We start from the raw sequence: 16,429 nt of genomic DNA, 5'->3' as shown, positions 1-16,429 counted from the left end.
ATCCCATGCCGCCAACCCTTACTGGGCGGCCCAGGCGTTAAAGCGCTGCTCAAGATCTTCGCCATGCTCGATCCAGAACTGCGTATCCACCGCCAGGGCATTGGCCAGGTTATCCGGCGACGTCGGCAGGTTGGCGGCAATCGCCGGCGCGATCAGGCCGATGGCGTTTTTATTGGTTGGCCCGTAGGGAATATTTTCCGCAAAGACCTTTTGGTTTTCCGGCTGGTTGGCGAAGGCGATAAACTGTTCCGCCAGGGCCTTATGCTTGGATCCTTTGACGATGGCCCAGCTATCCAGATCGTAGAGGCTGTTGTCCCATACCATTTTGAAATCATGCCCTTCGGTGGCGGCGGCGGCCACACGGCCGTTATAGGCGGAGCTCATGACCACATCGCCGGAAACCAGCCACTGCAGCGGCTGCGCGCCGGATTCCCACCATTGAATATTCGATTTGATTTCATCAAGTTTGCGAAAGGCCCGGTCAACCCCCACCGGCGTCGCCAGCTGCGAATAGACATCCTCGCGCCTTACGCCATCCGCCAGCAGGGCGATTTCGAGGGTAAACTTGGCGCTCTTGCGCAGCGCGCGCTTGCCGGGGAAATCCTTCACATTCCAGAAGTCGGCCCAGCTGGTCGGCGCTTTTTTCAGTTTCTGCGCATCATAGGTCAGCACGGTGGACCACAGGAAAATACCGGCGCCGCACTCGGTGGCCGAACCCGGCACATACTCGCTTTTATCGCCCAGCTTGGACCAGTCCAGGGTTTCAAACAGGCCTTCGTCGCAGCCGCGACGCAGTTCCGGGCCTTCCACCTCCACCAGATCCCAGCCTACCTGGCCGGTTTCCACCATGGAGCGGATCTTGGCCATTTCGCCGTTGTATTCCCCAGCCTCGATGTCGCCTTTGCCCGATGCTTTAAACGGCTGGTAAAAGGCTTTTTCCTGCGCCACTTTGTTCTGGCCGCCGAAGGAAATCACGGTCAGTGTTTCCGCCTGGGCCTGGAAGGCCAGCCCGACCAGCAATGTGGATACCGCTAATTGTTTCAACATATCCTGTCCCCTAAAAAATGCGCCAACGAAAAGTTAAATGATGCATCATACATCAAGCATCTTTCATGCCACTCTGGCATTTTTTCTTCAGGGAGTCCGCACGCGGTGAATACGGGGGTCTGGCGTGGAAGGGATGCCGGGTTGCACCCGGGTTATGCGTTAAAGCCGTGCAAAGTTGCAACAGGTTGCACCCTGGCGATGCAGCCGCGTTTGCTTCGCCGGCCTGTATCGGCGACAGGCCGGGAAAAGCGGATTATCACGCTGAGGCGATAGCCACGCACAGGTATTTCATTTCCAGGTATTCGTCGATGCCGAAGCGCGATCCTTCACGACCGAGCCCTGACTGCTTAACGCCGCCAAACGGCGCCACTTCATTGGAGATAAGACCGGTATTCACGCCTACCATGCCGTACTCCAGCGCTTCGGGCACGCGCCATTGCCGGGCGGCGTCGCCGGTAAACACATAGGCGGCAAGCCCGAATTCGGTGGCATTGGCCAAAGCCACGGCCTCTTCTTCGTCGCTAAAGGGGAACAGCGGCGCCACGGGTCCAAAAGTCTCCTCGCGGGCAAAACGCATCTTGCCGGTGACGTCGCCTATCAGGGTCGGTTCAAAAAAGGTGCCGCCCAAGGCGTGGGGCTTACCGCCGGCCAGCAGCGTGGCGCCCTGGGACAACGCGTCGTCGATATGCGCGCGCACTTTGTCGACGGCATCCGCATCGATGAGCGGCCCCTGCGTGGTGCCTTCCGCCATGCCGTCGCCCACCTTAAGCCGCGCCACTTCGGCTACCAGCCGGGCGACCAGGGCGGGATAAATGCCCCGCTGCACATAGATACGGTTGGCGCAAACGCAGGTCTGGCCGCTGTTGCGGAATTTCGAGGCCATGATGCCGGCCACGGCGCTGTCCAGATCCGCGTCGTCAAACACGAGTACCGGCGCGTTGCCGCCCAGTTCCAGGGAAAGTTTTTTGATAGTTGGCGCGCATTGCGCCATCAGCAGACGCCCCACCTCGGTCGAGCCGGTGAAGCTCAGCTTGCGCACCACGGGACTGGCGCACAGCACCTGTCCCACATCGGCGGCGGGGCCGGTGACCACCTGCAAAACGCCGCGCGGAATACCCGCCTGTACCGCCAGCTCGGCCAGGGCCAGGGCGGTAAGCGGCGTTTGTTCCGCGGGTTTGACAATCATGGTGCAACCTGCCGCCAACGCCGGGGCCACTTTGCGCGTAATCATCGCCGCCGGAAAATTCCAGGGGGTGATCGCCGCGGTCACGCCGATGGGCTGCTTCAGCACCAGCAGCCGCTGCCGGGCCTGGGGCGACTGCAGCACGCTGCCCTCCACCCGTTTTCCCTCTTCGGCAAACCATTCGATAAAGCTGTTGGCATAGGCGATTTCGCCGCGCGCCTCGGCCAGCGATTTACCCTGTTCGGCGGTCAACAGCCGCGCCAAATCCTCCTGGTGCGCGACAATCAACATAGCCCATTTTTGCAGCAGCACGGCGCGTTGTTTACCGGTCAGCGCCCGCCAGGACACCAGCGCCAGCGCTGCGGCATCGATGGCGCGCGCCGTTTGGGCGGCGCTCACCTGCGCCACCTCGGCCAGTATTTCCCCGGTCGCCGGATTGGTGACGGCTTCGCGCGCGCCGCTGTCGCCGTCGCACCATTCACCGTCGATCAACGCCTGGTGACGGAGCAATTGCGGGTTATTAAGCTGCATCATCTTTCTATCCTTACGTATTTATGACTTGAGCAACCGGCTCAGCAGGTCCAGCGCCGCGGTGAACTGATCATCGGGGATGGTGAGCGGGTACAGAAAACGAATCACATTGCCGTGCACGCCACAGGTCAACAGCAATAATCCCTGTGCCAGCGCCTGTTTTTGGATACTCTTGGCGTACTGCGCGTCAGGCTTGCCGGTAGCCGGGTCGGCAAATTCGACCGCCACCATGGACCCCAGCCCGCGCACGGCGGAAATGGACGGACACGTCTGCCGGGCCTGTTGCAGCACTTCCACCAAATGGCCGCCAAGGCGCTGGGCGCGCTGGCAAAGCTGTTCTTCATCAATTACATCAAGCACCGCCAGCGCGGACGCCACGGCCAGCGGGTTGCCGGCGTAGGTACCGCCCAGCCCGCCCGGCGCCGGAGCGTCCATCACCTCGGCGCGGCCGGCGACGGCGGAAATGGGGATGCCGCCGCCCAGGCTTTTCGCCATGGTAATCAGATCCACTTTCACCTGCGGGCAGTGATCCATGGCGAACAGCCTGCCGGTACGGGCAAAGCCGCTTTGCACTTCGTCGGCAATCAATAAAATGCCGTGCTGGTCGCACAGTTGGCGCAGGCCGACGATAAACTCGGGCGGCGCGACGTTAAAGCCGCCTTCCCCCTGCACAGGTTCGAACAAAATGGCCGCCACCTGATCAGGACTGATATCGGTATGGAACAGGCTGTCGATGCTGGCCAGGGCCTGGTCGACCGACACGCCGTGCAGCGCATTGGGATAAGCCGCATGGAAAACCTGTCCGGGCAGCGGCCCGAATCCCAGTTTATAGGGCGCGACTTTACCGGTCAGCGCCAGCGTCAGCAGCGTACGGCCATGGAACGCGCCGCCGAAAGTAATGACGCCGGGGCGTCGGGTATAGGCGCGGGCTATTTTCACCGCGTTTTCCACCGCTTCCGCGCCGGTGCTGAACAGCGTGGTTTTCGCCGGGCCGGCCACCGGTACCCGGGCGTTGAGCTTTTCAGCCAGTTCGACATAATTGCCGTAAGGCACTATCTGATAGGCGGTATGGGTAAACAGCTCCAACTGCCCTTTGATCGCCGCGACGATTTTCGGATGGCGATGGCCGGTGTTTAATACCGCGATGCCGGCGGCGAAGTCGGTATACTCGCGACCCTCGACGTCCCACAGCGTGGCGTTTTCCGCCCGCGCGGCATAAAAATCACACATTACGCCGACGCCGCGCGGCGTGGCGGCCAGACGACGTTGGTTCAGTTCGCTGTTGTTCATGGTGCTGCTTCTCCCAAAATGGTGCGGCTAAACGTGCGCTATTACAGATCCCAGCCTAACTCCCGATTCTATTTATCCGCTTTGTGGCTCTATAATCCAGTGCCAGTTTTAATTTTTTGCAGGTGCCAATTGCGTTCGTTATTAACCGATATGCTGCTGCAGCATCTCTCCGCCCGCACCGGGGGGCCGCTGCACCGGCGTTTATATGACTGTATCCGCCTGGCGATCCTCGACGGCGGTATTCGCGCGGGCAGCCGCCTGCCGCCGACGCGCGACCTGGCGAAAGAACTGGCGCTGTCGCGCAATACCGTCAGCGCCGCCTACGAACAGCTGCTGGCCGAGGGCTATATATTTACCCGCGCCGGCAGCGGCACCTTTGTGACCGATCATATGCCCGACGGGGCCATGGCGCCGGTGAACGAGCAGCAGCCCGCCTGCGAGCGCCCGGCCGGGGAAGAATTTTCGGCGCGCGGCGCTAATTTGCTGGCCCGGTCGGGCGCCTCGCCCCATCAATGGGGGGCGTTTATGCCGGGGGTGCCTGATGTGTCCGGCTTTCCGCACGGTCTGTGGCGCCGTATCCATTCCCGGCTTATCCGGCGCATCAAGCCCGATTACCTCACCTATTCGCGCATGGGCGGCAGCCCGGAACTGCAGCAGGCGCTGGTGGATTATCTGCGGGTGGCGCGTTCGGTGAACTGTAGCGCGCAGCAGATTATTATTACCGAGGGCACTCACCAGGCCGTCGATCTGCTGGCCAAAATGCTGTGCAATCCCGGCGATCGCGCCTGGATTGAGGAACCCAGCTACTGGGGCATGCGCAATGTGTTGACCATCAACGGCGTCGACGTACAGCCGGTGCCGGTGGATGATCAGGGTTTAAACCCGCCGGACACGGCCGTTGCGGCGTCGCCGCGGCTGATTTGCGTGACGCCGTCACATCAGTACCCCACCGGCGCGGTAATGAGCCTGCAGCGGCGCCAGCGCCTGCTGGCGCTGGCCCAGGAACATAACGCCTGGGTGATTGAGGATGATTACGATAGCGAGTTCCGTTTTTCGGGCAACCCTATTCCCGCGTTGCAAAGTCTGGCGCCGCAGGCGCCGGTTATCTATATCGGCACCTTCAGCAAGACACTGTATCCGGGCCTGCGCATCAGCTATATGGTGCTGCCGCCGGCGCTGGCGCATGAGATGCGCGTGGCCCACGCCGAACTGTATCGCGGCGGTCACTGGATAACGCAACTGGCCCTGGCGCAGTTTATCGCCGAGGGACATTACGCCTCCCATATCCGCCGCATGCGCCTGCTGTACGGTAAGCGCCGCGCCGTCCTGAGCCGCTTGATCCTTCAGCATCTGGGTGCGGACGCGCTGCGCGACGACAGCAATGCCGGCCTGCATCTGGTGATGTCGCTGCCGGACGATGTCGATGATGTCAAGCTGTCGCAGGCGGCGGGACGGCAAGGCGTTTATGTCAGGCCCCTGTCGACCTATTACCTCGGCCCGGCGCGCAAAAAAGGGTTATTGCTGGGATATGCCTGCGTGGACGAAGAGCGGATAGAAAGCGCCTTTATGACCCTGCTGGGCTGCATGGGACAACCGGTGTCCGTTGCGCCGCCGCGTTGATACGGCGCAGATAGTGGCGAAGCCGCCCGCGCGGCGCCTGAACGGTAAGGGTTGCAGTATTAACGGATTGCCGCTTTGTGGTGCGGTATGCCGGCGACATCAGCGCGGCAATCGTCAAGGCGCCCGACCTGCTGGGGGAACGGCAAAGAACGCCGGCGCGGTCTCTTGTTTACGGATAAAAAGCGCAGAAATTCATGAGCTTGCTTACCTTAAGCCTGCCCAGGATATTTGCCTTTTCAGCGTGGAAATCGCTTGTGGCGGTGCGGGCGCGATGGTAAATATACTCACCGTAAGCACAAAAACATGCCGCCCGCCTTAGGATAAGCATATTTCGTGCCATAACCTCGTCGGCAAACCGCTGCGCCTGCTTAACTCCCATTAACAGACGTCGTTTCCGAACCGGTCTAGTTACGAGGTTGGATTTTCTTATGCAAAATTACGTGAGTTTTAAAAATATTCAAAAGACCTACGACGGCGACAAGCTGGTGGTGAAAAATCTCAACCTGGATATTGGCGAAGGCGAATTTCTGACGCTGCTCGGCCCGTCGGGTTCCGGTAAAACCACCAGCCTGATGATGCTGGCGGGGTTTGAAACGCCCACCCAGGGCGAAATCTACCTGCGCGGCCAGCCGCTGCACCATCTTCCACCGCACCGGCGCGATATCGGCATGGTGTTCCAGAATTACGCGCTTTTTCCCCATATGACGGTGGCGCAGAACCTGGCCTTTCCGTTGTCGATTCGCCGCATGAATAAAGCCGATATCCAGGAAAAAGTGGATAAGGTATTGGATCGGGTGAAGCTGACCGCCCTCGCCGACCGCTATCCCGCCCAGATGTCCGGCGGCCAGCAGCAGCGCGTGGCCCTGGCGCGGGCGCTGGTGTTTGAACCCAAGCTGGTATTAATGGATGAACCGCTGGGGGCGCTGGATAAACAGCTGCGCGAGCATATGCAGATGGAAATCAAGGCGCTGCACCAGGCGCTGGAGTTGACCATCGTCTATGTCACCCACGATCAAAGCGAAGCGATGACCATGTCGGATCGGGTGGCGGTGTTCAACGACGGCATTATCCAGCAGATCAACAGCCCCAGCACGCTGTATGAGGAACCGCAGAACAGCTTCGTGGCCCAGTTTATCGGCGAGAACAACGGCCTGCTGGCTACCCAGGCAGGCAGCGAGGATGAATTTTATCGCGCCGTCCTGGATGACGGCACCTCGCTGCGCGCGCTGAAGGTACGTCCCAGCTCGCCGGGGCGCAAGATCATGCTGTGCATCCGGCCGGAGCGCGTCAGAATCAATGTGCCGGCCGGCCAGCTGCCGGCGGGGTCGCAGCAAATTAGCGCCAGGATTACGCAGTTTATCTATTTGGGCGATCATGTGCGCATGATAACCGAGGTGGCGGGACAACCCGATTTTATGGTCAAACTCAGCGCCGCCGATTTGGACCCCGCCTGGGTGCCGGGCGGCGCGGTGACCCTGTCCTGGCAGGAGCGGCATCTGCGGGCGCTGGACGCCGTGACCCTGCAATAAACAAAGGCTGGCAATGCCAGCCTTTATTACTTTGGATATGCGCCAGGCGCCGGCCTACATTTTACATGCCGCTTCCCTGTACCTGGCGCCATCGGTGCGGCCCACCACTTGGTCTCCATTAAACAAGCTCACGACCGGGCGCCCGTTATAACTTCCATCCTTAGTCCAAAAACCCTCTGAATTCGCTTCCGTTACTGCTTCACCCGGCCAGCCGCCGGGACGCGCGCCCCATTCCCCAAACATACTGCCCACCGCCCGCTGATTGACGCCGGAGGTCAGATCTGCCGCCACCAGCATTGATTTACCATTGGAGGCACACAATGTTTGAGTATCATCCCACGAATACCTGTTGGTGGAATTAGGTCGATAATAGGTAAGCCATTTTCTTACAGTAAATTTATAAGTGTAATAATACTGATCACCACGCGCCATCAGGGTGACCTCACTGCTGGGGCGGGCATTAAGGGTAACAATACCGTTCTCATCTATTGGCGCGTTTACCGCATTCGAACTGCTCCAGGTCAAACTGCCATTGTCGCCGATGTTGCCCATAGGGTTGATCTGGAACCTTGGCTTGCTGCTGCCGGCATACGGCCCCGCATCAAAACCCACGTTGGGGAAACCCGAGTTTGGCCCAAAGCTGTGAGGATTAGCGACGGGCGAAACGGAATTGATCGCCCGGGGAGACAGGAAGATTGTATCTTGCGTGACGTCCACGCCGTCTACCTGAGCCGTCACGGTGGCGGTACCGCCACGAGTGTTGGTGAAGGTAACCTTGGCTTTTCCATCCGCGCCGGTGACGGCATTTGCCGGCGACGTCAGGCTCGCGCCATTGTTCACCGAGAAAACGACGCTCTTGCCCTCCATCCCGGCGCCCATGCCATTCTCCACCAACAGCTGTACTTCATTATATTCCGCGCCGTTGTCCAGCGACCGGTTACGCAATACATCAAGCGTCAGGATGGCCGGTGAGACAATAAAACTCAATGGCGCGCTGGCTTTGGTGAAACCCGCCACCGCGGCGTTAACCACGACCAGACCGGCCTGGTCGCTGGTGACGTCGACGGCCAGCGTACCGTCGGCGGCAGTGTCGCCGCCCTGCCGGGAAAAGGTGACGCCGGGGCTGGCGGAGGCAAAGGTGACCGCCTGCCCGGCAACCGGGTTATCGTGGGCGTCGCGCACCCGGACCTTGACCTGATGGGCCTCAAGGCCGGCCTCTTTATCGCCGGTGGTGATGACCTCTATCAAGGTGGTATTTTCCGCCGCCGCGCCGGCGACAAAAGTCATGCCGTCGCTGGCTAACGTAAAGCCCGCCACCGTGGCGAAGACCGTTACCGCGCCCGCGCGGGTACTGGTGACACCCACGTCGATAGTGCCGTCGGCCGCTGTCGTGCCGCCGGGATTGGACAGCGCGGCGCCAGGGGTGACGGTGGCAAAGCTGACCGCCTGCCCCGCAATGGGATTGCTGTTGGCGTCGCGCACCTGGACCTTCACCCGATGGCCGTCGCTGTCGCCGGCCACCTTATCACCGGTGGTCAATACCTCTATGGTGGAGCGGCTCTCCGACGTGGGGCCGGCGACAAACTGCATGCCGTCGCTGGACTTGGTAAAGCCCGCCACCGTAGCGCTAACCACTACCGTGCCCGCCAGGGTATTGGTGACGCCGACCTCGAGGGTGCCGTCGGCCGCCGTATCGCCGCCGGGGCTGGAAAGCATGGCGCCGGGACTGGTGGTGGCGAAGGTGACCGCCTGCCCCCTGATGAGATTATCATTGGCGTCGCGCACCGTGATTTTCACCCGATGGCCGTCGCTGTCGCCGGCCACCTTATCGCCGGTGGTGACCACCTCGACGGCGGTGCGGGTTTCCGCCGCGGCGCCGGCGACAAAACGCATGCCGTCGCTGTCCCGGGTAAAGCCCGCCACTGTGGCGCTGACCACTACCGTGCCCGCCTGGTTACTGGTGACACCGACCTCGAGGGTGCCATCGGCCGCCGTATCGCCGCCGGGGCTGGAAAGTGTGGCGCCGGGGCTTGCGGTGGCGAAGGTCACCGCCTGTCCGCCAACCGGATTGTCATTGGCATCGCGCACCGTAACCTTCACCCGATGGCCGTCGCTGTCGCCGGCGATCTTGTCGCCGCGGGTGATAACCTCGACGACGGTGCGGGTTTCCGCTGCGGCGCCGGCGACAAAACGCATGCCATCACTGGCTTTGATAAAGCCCGGCAACGCGGCGGAGACAATGACCACCCCCGCCCGGTTGCTGGTCACATCCACCGTCAGCGTGCCATCCTCACCGGTTTCGCCGCCGGGGATGGACAGATGCGCGTCATCGCCCGCCGCCACCCATTTCACCACCGCGCCGGCGACCGGGTTGTCCTGGGCGTCGCGCGCGGTTACCCGCACCTGATGCGCTTGTGAACCCGCAATCTTATCTCCCTGGGTCAGCACCTGGATAAGGGTATTAGCCTCGGAAGCTTTGCCGGCAATAAACGTCATCTCAACGCCGCGGGTGGTAAAATCGCCCACCGTGGCGGTAACCGTTTGCAGCCCCGCCCGGGAGGACACGACGGTCGCCATCAGGGTGCCGTCGTCACCGGTAACATCGCCCTCCAGGGGGGTTACCTGCGCGTCGTTGTCGGCGCCAAAGCTCACCGCCTGGCCGCCGATGGGATTATTAAGGGCATCGCGCACCGTCAGCCTGACCCGATGCGCGTCAATGCCATCCGCCGCCTTATTTCCCGTGGTCAGGACTTCAAGCTGTGTCTGGGTTTGGTCGGCGCCGCCGGCCACAAAGGCGACGGCGGCCTGCTGCGACGAGCCGTCCAGGCTAGCCCGCGCCATAACGGGACCGACGGTGCGGGAGGTAATACCGGTTTCGGTAAAGCCGTCGTCATCGCTCACCGCCGTGGGGGATAATACCGTGGCGCCGTTATCGGCGCTGAAAGCGACCGTCTCGCCGGGCACAGGGTTGCCGTTGCCATCGATAACCCTGGCCCGGACGCGAATGGCGGTTTGGCCATCGGCGACCGCGTTGTTGTTCTCTACCGCCAGGCTTGCCAGGGTAATGATTTCCGGTGCGGTCACATTCACCGTGGTCACCGCCCGATTGGAGAGATTCCCCCGGTTATCATGGGCTATCGCGTTGATGCGATAGGTATTGTCCGCCCCCGGGGTACCCTGGTAGGCCGGCATGACAACGGTTATCGCCTGCGGAGAAACCTGGGTGATACGCCCGCCGCTCGCCAGCAGCGGCGCGCTGTCCCAATCAATGCGATCCAACCCGTGTTCGGCGGTGATGTCGGCGGTTAAGGTAACCGACGTGCCCGCCGCACCGGTGATTTGCGCCGGTAGCGCCAGACGGATCAGATCCCGACGCTGATAATCGAGCACGATATTATAGTTGCGGTCGACCAGATCGTAGCGGCTGCCGGCCAGCGTTCTGGACGGTCCGACTTTAGAGGAATCGAGATGTGACTGCCAGGATTCGCCCAGCCGGTAATTCAGCTGGAAATTCAGGCTGCTGTCGTTCGCGCCGCCTTTGCCGGTCCGGTGCTGCGCGCCGACGGTGAACAAGGGGATGGGCGTATAGTTAATGCCGGCGGTCAGGGCATAGGGATCTTTTTGCCGACTATCCTTACCGAACAACGCCACCTCATCGCCGCGGTATTGCTCAAACATCAGCGAACCGCCCAGCTGTGGGTAAGATGGCAGCCAGGCTTGGGCGCGCAGATCGAACCCGTTGGCCGGCCGTTCGTTATAGTCGGCGAAATCCCGCGACGGGTGCCAATCCGTCAGGCCGAAATAACTATTGGCCGACAGCCGCAAATAATCCGTCCAGGCTTCGGCCCCGACGCCGAGCCGGCGATTGTTGCCGGTAATATCGTTATCATAAAAAGTATTGGCGCCGTACAACCAGCCGTCCTTTTCGGTGCGCACGCCCAGGCCGAGATTCACCGTATTGCGCTGGTCGCTGTTACGCACCCCTAATTGCGAAAATACCGTCGAGCGTTCGGTATCCCGCAGGGGAACCAGCAAATCCACCGCGCTGTCGGTAAATCTGAAATTCCGGTCGGCGTTGAGCTGGACGCGGGCGGTGCCGAACTGGTTCAGCCATTGCTCGCCCGCCTGCCCGGCGCCGCCCACCACGCTTGAACGCGCCAAATCGGCGGCGGCGCCGCCGGTGTTGCCGCCCGAGAACAGGGAGCCGGCCGTCTGTGCGCCGCGCGCCAGCTTATCCTCTGCCTGCGAAGATGACTGGACCGGGATGGCTGAGTTAAACAAAGACGTGTGGCTGCGGGGAACGTCGATCTCGTCGCCGGTGCCCAGCGCGGAAAACGATTTAGCGAAATTGCGCAGTCCATTGAGCGTTTTTAGCTCTTCCAGCGTCAGGTTATAGCGTGTCGCCACCGACAATGTCGTCTCGCCCGGCCCCAAAACATAAGGAACCGTGGCGATGGCCATTAAGGGCGCCGCCGTTGACGGCAACGCTGCGGGCGCGGCTTTCGCCATGGCCGGCGTAAAAGACAGGCTAAGCGGAAAGACTATCTGGAAAGCGATATTCAGCCACGCCACCGCGCGCCAACGTTGATGAATTACCGGCGGCGGCGTAGATTGGATTTTTTTCATTTGATAATAGCTAAAGAGATTCTTAAAAAGCATCAATTTATCCCACTGGTCAATAACTTCAATTCCCGGCCATATTAATCCGCCGTCGGCAAAGGTTATCCGGCGTAACAAGACCCCATTTAAATAGTGTTACAGGCCAGCATAACTGGCAGCAATATCGAAGAAAATAGCTTTAGTCGATAATATTGCAGACCATACCAGAAATGAAATTAAAAATATTCACTTGAACCATTAAATAGATAAAAAATTACAAATCCTTTAAATTCATTGAATTGCATTAACTTGGTCACTATTTAATTTTTTTAATTAATGTTTAATTTCCTGTAAACTCAATAAACATAACTCATAATATTTTATGGCCGATATACCTGAATATGGCCTGTATTAATGCTACTACGTGCATTAATTGGCAATCTGCATTCATCGTGGGATAACGGCGCTTAAAGGGATAATATTCATGAAGAAGATGACGTATCCTTGCTGGGACCTCTGGTTTATCCGGGTTAACAGGGGCCATTAAGGCAGCTTCATTTATTTAATAAATAATATGAATGAATCAGGAAAGCAGCAGGCGTGAAGGGGGAGAGAAGCGGGTATTCCCTGCCGACTGAGGCAGGCAAAGGGAATACCCTGATTATTGATTACGGCGTATGAGCGGTCATAACGCCGGTTATCTGCGTACCAACCGGTAAATCCACAGCACCACGATAGCGCCGATCACCGCCACGACAAAACTGCCGAAGTTAAAGCCGTCGACGCGTCCATAACCAAAGAACGTGCTGATATAACCGCCGACCACGGCGCCGATGATACCGAGAATGATGGTAATGATAAATCCGCCGCCGTCCCTGCCCGGCATGATGAATTTAGCGATAATGCCGGCGATAAGTCCAAAAATAATCCAAGATAAAATTCCCATAACAACACTCCTTTATAGCGATTGCCTGTACTTAAAAATCCGTGATGGATACCTAGCCTGAAAGAGCAGTACCAGAAACCTGTTTTATTATAGTCAATGCTCATGATTATGCTGGAAATAATACAGAGAACATTGAGTACCGGAATAGCAAACACCGGGCGCGATGTCCAGGCCTAAAACGGCAGGCTGGTGATGTCAACCAAGGTTAACGTCCCGCCGAAGACCGCGCCGGTATCAATATAGAACTGATTATAAAAATGCCTGACGCGTTCGAGCGGCGTATGGCCGAAAAAGAAGTGCGTCGCGCCGCTGATGGGCGCCCCGCGCCCGCGCTGGTTGCGGTTGATGCGCTGCCGGCTCCACACCACCAGCTCGGGGTCGACGGTCTGCTGGTAGCGATAATTGTCCAGGGGATAATCCGCGTGCGCGATCACAATATGACGCTGCGCCATTTCAAGGTCGATAATCAGCGGCAGATAAGCGCAGCGCTCAATCAATGCCGCCGCCCGCCGCCGCTGTTCCTCATCCAGGCGCCAAAACCATTGGCCGCCGTTGGCCAGCCACAGGTTCTCTTCGCCGCGGGAAAGGGCGTCGATGGCCATTTGCTCATGGTTGCCGCGAACCGCGCAGAACCAGGGTTGTTCAAGCAGTTCCAGGCATTGCAGGTTTTGCGCGCCGCGATCGATCAGATCACCGACCGAGATCAGCAAATCGCGCGCGCGATCAAACCGCTGGCGCGCCAGTTTCGCCAGCAGCAAATCGTAACAGCCATGCACATCCCCGACCACGAAGATACGCCGCCAGTCGTCTGGGTTGATTTTGCGGTATATCTGTTCCGGCATCATCTGATTCATCATCCCCCCCGATAAGCTCAAGGCCATCATTATCAGCATAGCAGGCTGGGACACGCGGACATCAATAATCTTGTCATAGGGGAAATCGATGATAAAACGTCATTAAAAGCTGTTAAAACAGCCTGATAACGGGCAGCATGAAGGTCTGCACCTTTGTCCGGTATGCTGTATGAATAAACGCCACGCCCTGGTTTCGCTGAATATCGCGGCCTTCTTTTTTGGCCTTTCAGGCATTTTAGGTAAAGTCATTACCACCTCGCCCGCCGCCATAGTATTTGGCCGCGCGCTGTTCGCGGTGCTGGCGTTATCGCTGCTGATGCTCGGCGTACGCGGCTTTCGCTGGCAACGCATCAGCGGCGGCAGCGCTCTGGTGGTCATTGGCGCCAGCGCTATCCTGGCCGGGCACTGGCTCACCTTCTTCATTTCGGTCAAAGCCTCGGGCGTGGCGATTGCCACGCTTGGATTCGCCAGTTTCCCGGCCTTTACCACCCTGTTTGAAAGCATCGGTTTCCGGGAGCGCATTTCGCTTAACGAGATCCTGCTCATCGTCCTGATTTGCCTTGGCCTGATGATGGTCTGCCCGTCGTTTGATATCAGCAGCGGCAGTACGCGCGGGTTTTTATGGGGAATTTTATCCGGCGCGCTGCTGGCGTTGCTTATTATCTGCAACCGCATTACCGCCATCAGTATCCGGCCGGTACAGGCGGCGTTATGTCAAAACGCCGTTATCTGCCTGCTGATGCTGCCCTTCGCTTTCCACGCGTTGCCGCAAGCCTCCGCCGGCGACTGGTTTTACCTGGTGCTGCTGGGGGTATTCTGTACCGGCGTGGCGCACAGCCTGATGGTCACCAGTTTACGTTTCGTCAAGGCGCGCGCCGCGGCGGTGTTTTTCGCCCTGGAGCCGGTCTACGCCATTCTTTTTGCCTGGGCATTGTTCGGCGAACGGCCGACCCCCGGCATGTTTGCCGGCGCCGCGGTGATTATTTTTTCAGTAACGGCGTTTTCACGTCACGATAAAAAAGCGCCGTCGCCGTCTGAGCGGCAAGCCTGACGGGCGAAGGCGCGGGGGAAAGCGCGGGGATTGCCGGCGAGGGACGGGGTTCCCCGCCGGTGGTTGCCGTGCCAGGCGGTTAGCGAATCATCGGCAGCTTAAGGCCGTATTTTTCCGCGCAGGCGATGGCCTCGGGGTAACCGGCATCGGCATGGCGCATCACGCCGGTGGCCGGGTCGTTCCATAATACCCGCGCCAGGCGCTCATCGGCCTTTTCGCTGCCGTCGCAGACGATAACCATGCCCGCATGCTGGGAGAACCCCATACCCACGCCGCCGCCGTGATGCAGACTGACCCAGGTGGCGCCCCCGGCGGTGCTGAGCAGGGCGTTCAGCAACGGCCAGTCGGAGACGGCGTCCGAGCCGTCTTTCATCGCTTCGGTTTCACGGTTGGGCGAGGCGACCGACCCGCAGTCGAGATGATCACGGCCGATAACAATCGGCGCTTTCAGCTCGCCGGTGCGCACCATCTCGTTAAACGCCAGCCCGGCGAGGTGACGTTCTCCCAGCCCCAGCCAGCAGATGCGCGCCGGCAGGCCCTGGAAGGCGATGCGCTCCTGCGCCATATCCAGCCAGTTATGCAGCAGCCGGTTGTCCGGAAACAGCTCCTTGAGCTTGGCATCGGTCTTATAGATATCTTCCGCATCCCCCGACAACGCCACCCAGCGGAACGGCCCCTTACCTTCGCAAAACAGCGGACGGATATAGGCGGGTACAAAACCGGGGAAATCGAAGGCGTTCGCCACCCCCTCCTCCAGCGCCACCTGGCGGATATTGTTGCCGTAATCCACCGTCGGCACGCCCATTTCATGGAACGCCAGCATCGCCTTGACGTGTTCGGCCATCGACGCCCTGGCCGCGCTGATAACGCTTTGCGGATCGTCTTTTTTGGCCTGGTTCCATTGTTCCAGGCTCCAGCCGGCCGGCAGGTAGCCGTTGAGCGGGTCATGGGCGGAAGTCTGGTCGGTGACGATATGCGGACGGGCGCCGCCGCCGGCGGCGCGTTTGGCCAGCTCCGGCATGATCTGCGCCGCATTGCCCAGTAGCCCGACGGAAATTGCCTCGCCTTTGGCGCAGGCGTCTTCAATTAGCGCCAGCGCTTCGTCGATGGTAAACGCCTTGCGGTCGAGGTAGCGGGTGCGCAGGCGAAAATCTATGCGCGACTCCTGGCATTCAATGGCCAGCACGCAGGCGCCGGCCAGCACGCCGGCCAGCGGCTGGGCGCCGCCCATGCCGCCCAGGCCGGCGGTAAGGATCCATTTCCCCTTGAGATCGTTGTCGTAATGTTGGCGGCCCGCTTCGGCAAAGGTTTCGAAGGTGCCCTGCACGATGCCTTGGGCGCCGATATAAATCCAGGAGCCGGCGGTCATTTGCCCGTACATCATCAGCCCGGCCCGGTCCAGTTCATGGAAATGTTCCCAGGTGGCCCAATGCGGCACCAGGTTGGAATTGGCAATCATCACGCGCGGCGCGTCCACATGGGTGCGGAACACGCCGACCGGTTTACCGGATTGCACCAGCAGGGTCTCGTCTTCCTCCAGGTCGCGCAGGCTTTGCAATATGGTTTCGAAACAGGGCCAGTTACGCGCCGCCTTGCCGATGCCGCCGTAGACCACCAAATCGTCGGGACGCTCGGCGACATCCGGATCGAGGTTGTTCTGGATCATGCGGTACGGCGCTTCAATCAGCCAGTTTTTGCAGGTCAGCGTGGTGCCGCGCGGCGCGCTGACGGGACGTGAAACGGCATTGCTAAAATCGTTTTTCATCAGGGGTTCCTTTA

At 59.8% G+C, this 16,429-nt stretch carries 10 protein-coding genes; 3 read left to right on the top strand and 7 right to left on the bottom strand.

The genetic code is table 11. The annotated features are described in order from the left end of the window. Positions 1-18: 18 nt before the first annotated feature. The 3 genes from ACL2XQ_RS12860 to ACL2XQ_RS12850 all read right to left on the bottom strand — a co-directional run bounded on the left by ACL2XQ_RS12860 (position 19) and on the right by ACL2XQ_RS12850 (position 4,051). Positions 19-1,047 (bottom strand): ABC transporter substrate-binding protein, encoded by a 1,029-nt coding sequence (locus tag ACL2XQ_RS12860; RefSeq protein ID WP_410014939.1) that lies wholly within the window; start codon positions 1,045-1,047, stop codon positions 19-21. Positions 1,048-1,303: 256 nt separating this feature from the next. Further along, positions 1,304-2,761 carry an NAD-dependent succinate-semialdehyde dehydrogenase gene (locus ACL2XQ_RS12855; RefSeq protein WP_413731068.1) on the bottom strand — a complete coding sequence of 486 codons (1,458 nt, stop codon included), beginning with the start codon at positions 2,759-2,761 and terminating at the stop codon, positions 1,304-1,306. A 21-nt stretch (positions 2,762-2,782) separates the two neighbouring features. Further along, positions 2,783-4,051 carry a 4-aminobutyrate--2-oxoglutarate transaminase gene (locus ACL2XQ_RS12850; protein ID WP_410014938.1) on the bottom strand — a complete coding sequence of 423 codons (1,269 nt, stop codon included), beginning with the start codon at positions 4,049-4,051 and terminating at the stop codon, positions 2,783-2,785. A 129-nt stretch (positions 4,052-4,180) separates the two neighbouring features. Between ACL2XQ_RS12850 and ACL2XQ_RS12845 the strand changes: the two genes are divergently transcribed. Both ACL2XQ_RS12845 and ACL2XQ_RS12840 read left to right on the top strand, forming a co-directional pair. After that, positions 4,181-5,671, top strand: coding sequence for a PLP-dependent aminotransferase family protein (locus ACL2XQ_RS12845; protein ID WP_413740454.1), 1,491 nt, complete (start codon positions 4,181-4,183; stop codon positions 5,669-5,671). Positions 5,672-6,099: 428 nt separating this feature from the next. Further along, entirely contained in the window at positions 6,100-7,200 is a 1,101-nt protein-coding gene (locus ACL2XQ_RS12840) for an ABC transporter ATP-binding protein (RefSeq protein ID WP_410014936.1), read from the top strand. 54 nt (positions 7,201-7,254) lie between these two features. Here ACL2XQ_RS12840 and ACL2XQ_RS12835 read toward each other — a convergent pair whose 3' ends face one another. The 3 genes from ACL2XQ_RS12835 to ACL2XQ_RS12825 all read right to left on the bottom strand — a co-directional run bounded on the left by ACL2XQ_RS12835 (position 7,255) and on the right by ACL2XQ_RS12825 (position 13,599). After that, positions 7,255-11,826, bottom strand: coding sequence for an Ig-like domain-containing protein (locus tag ACL2XQ_RS12835; RefSeq protein ID WP_413740453.1), 4,572 nt, complete (start codon positions 11,824-11,826; stop codon positions 7,255-7,257). Between the two features lie 670 nt (positions 11,827-12,496). After that, positions 12,497-12,745: a GlsB/YeaQ/YmgE family stress response membrane protein gene (locus tag ACL2XQ_RS12830; RefSeq protein ID WP_410014934.1), complete on the bottom strand. Its 249-nt coding sequence runs from the start codon at positions 12,743-12,745 to the stop codon at positions 12,497-12,499. Between the two features lie 173 nt (positions 12,746-12,918). After that, entirely contained in the window at positions 12,919-13,599 is a 681-nt protein-coding gene (locus ACL2XQ_RS12825) for a metallophosphoesterase (RefSeq protein ID WP_410016818.1), read from the bottom strand. A gap of 169 nt (positions 13,600-13,768) precedes the next feature. Between ACL2XQ_RS12825 and ACL2XQ_RS12820 the strand changes: the two genes are divergently transcribed. Then, positions 13,769-14,650, top strand: coding sequence for a DMT family transporter (locus ACL2XQ_RS12820; protein ID WP_413740452.1), 882 nt, complete (start codon positions 13,769-13,771; stop codon positions 14,648-14,650). A gap of 79 nt (positions 14,651-14,729) precedes the next feature. On the opposite strand, the gene hutU is transcribed toward ACL2XQ_RS12820, so the two are convergent. Further along, entirely contained in the window at positions 14,730-16,415 is a 1,686-nt protein-coding gene (hutU, locus tag ACL2XQ_RS12815) for a urocanate hydratase (protein WP_413740451.1), read from the bottom strand. Between the last annotated feature and the right edge of the window lie 14 nt (positions 16,416-16,429).

This window comes from Sodalis sp. RH14 (genome assembly GCF_047324285.1).
GTDB lineage: Bacteria > Pseudomonadota > Gammaproteobacteria > Enterobacterales > Enterobacteriaceae > Acerihabitans.
Note: the sequence above shows the minus strand (reverse complement) of the source record. Positions and strands in the feature narration are given on the sequence as shown.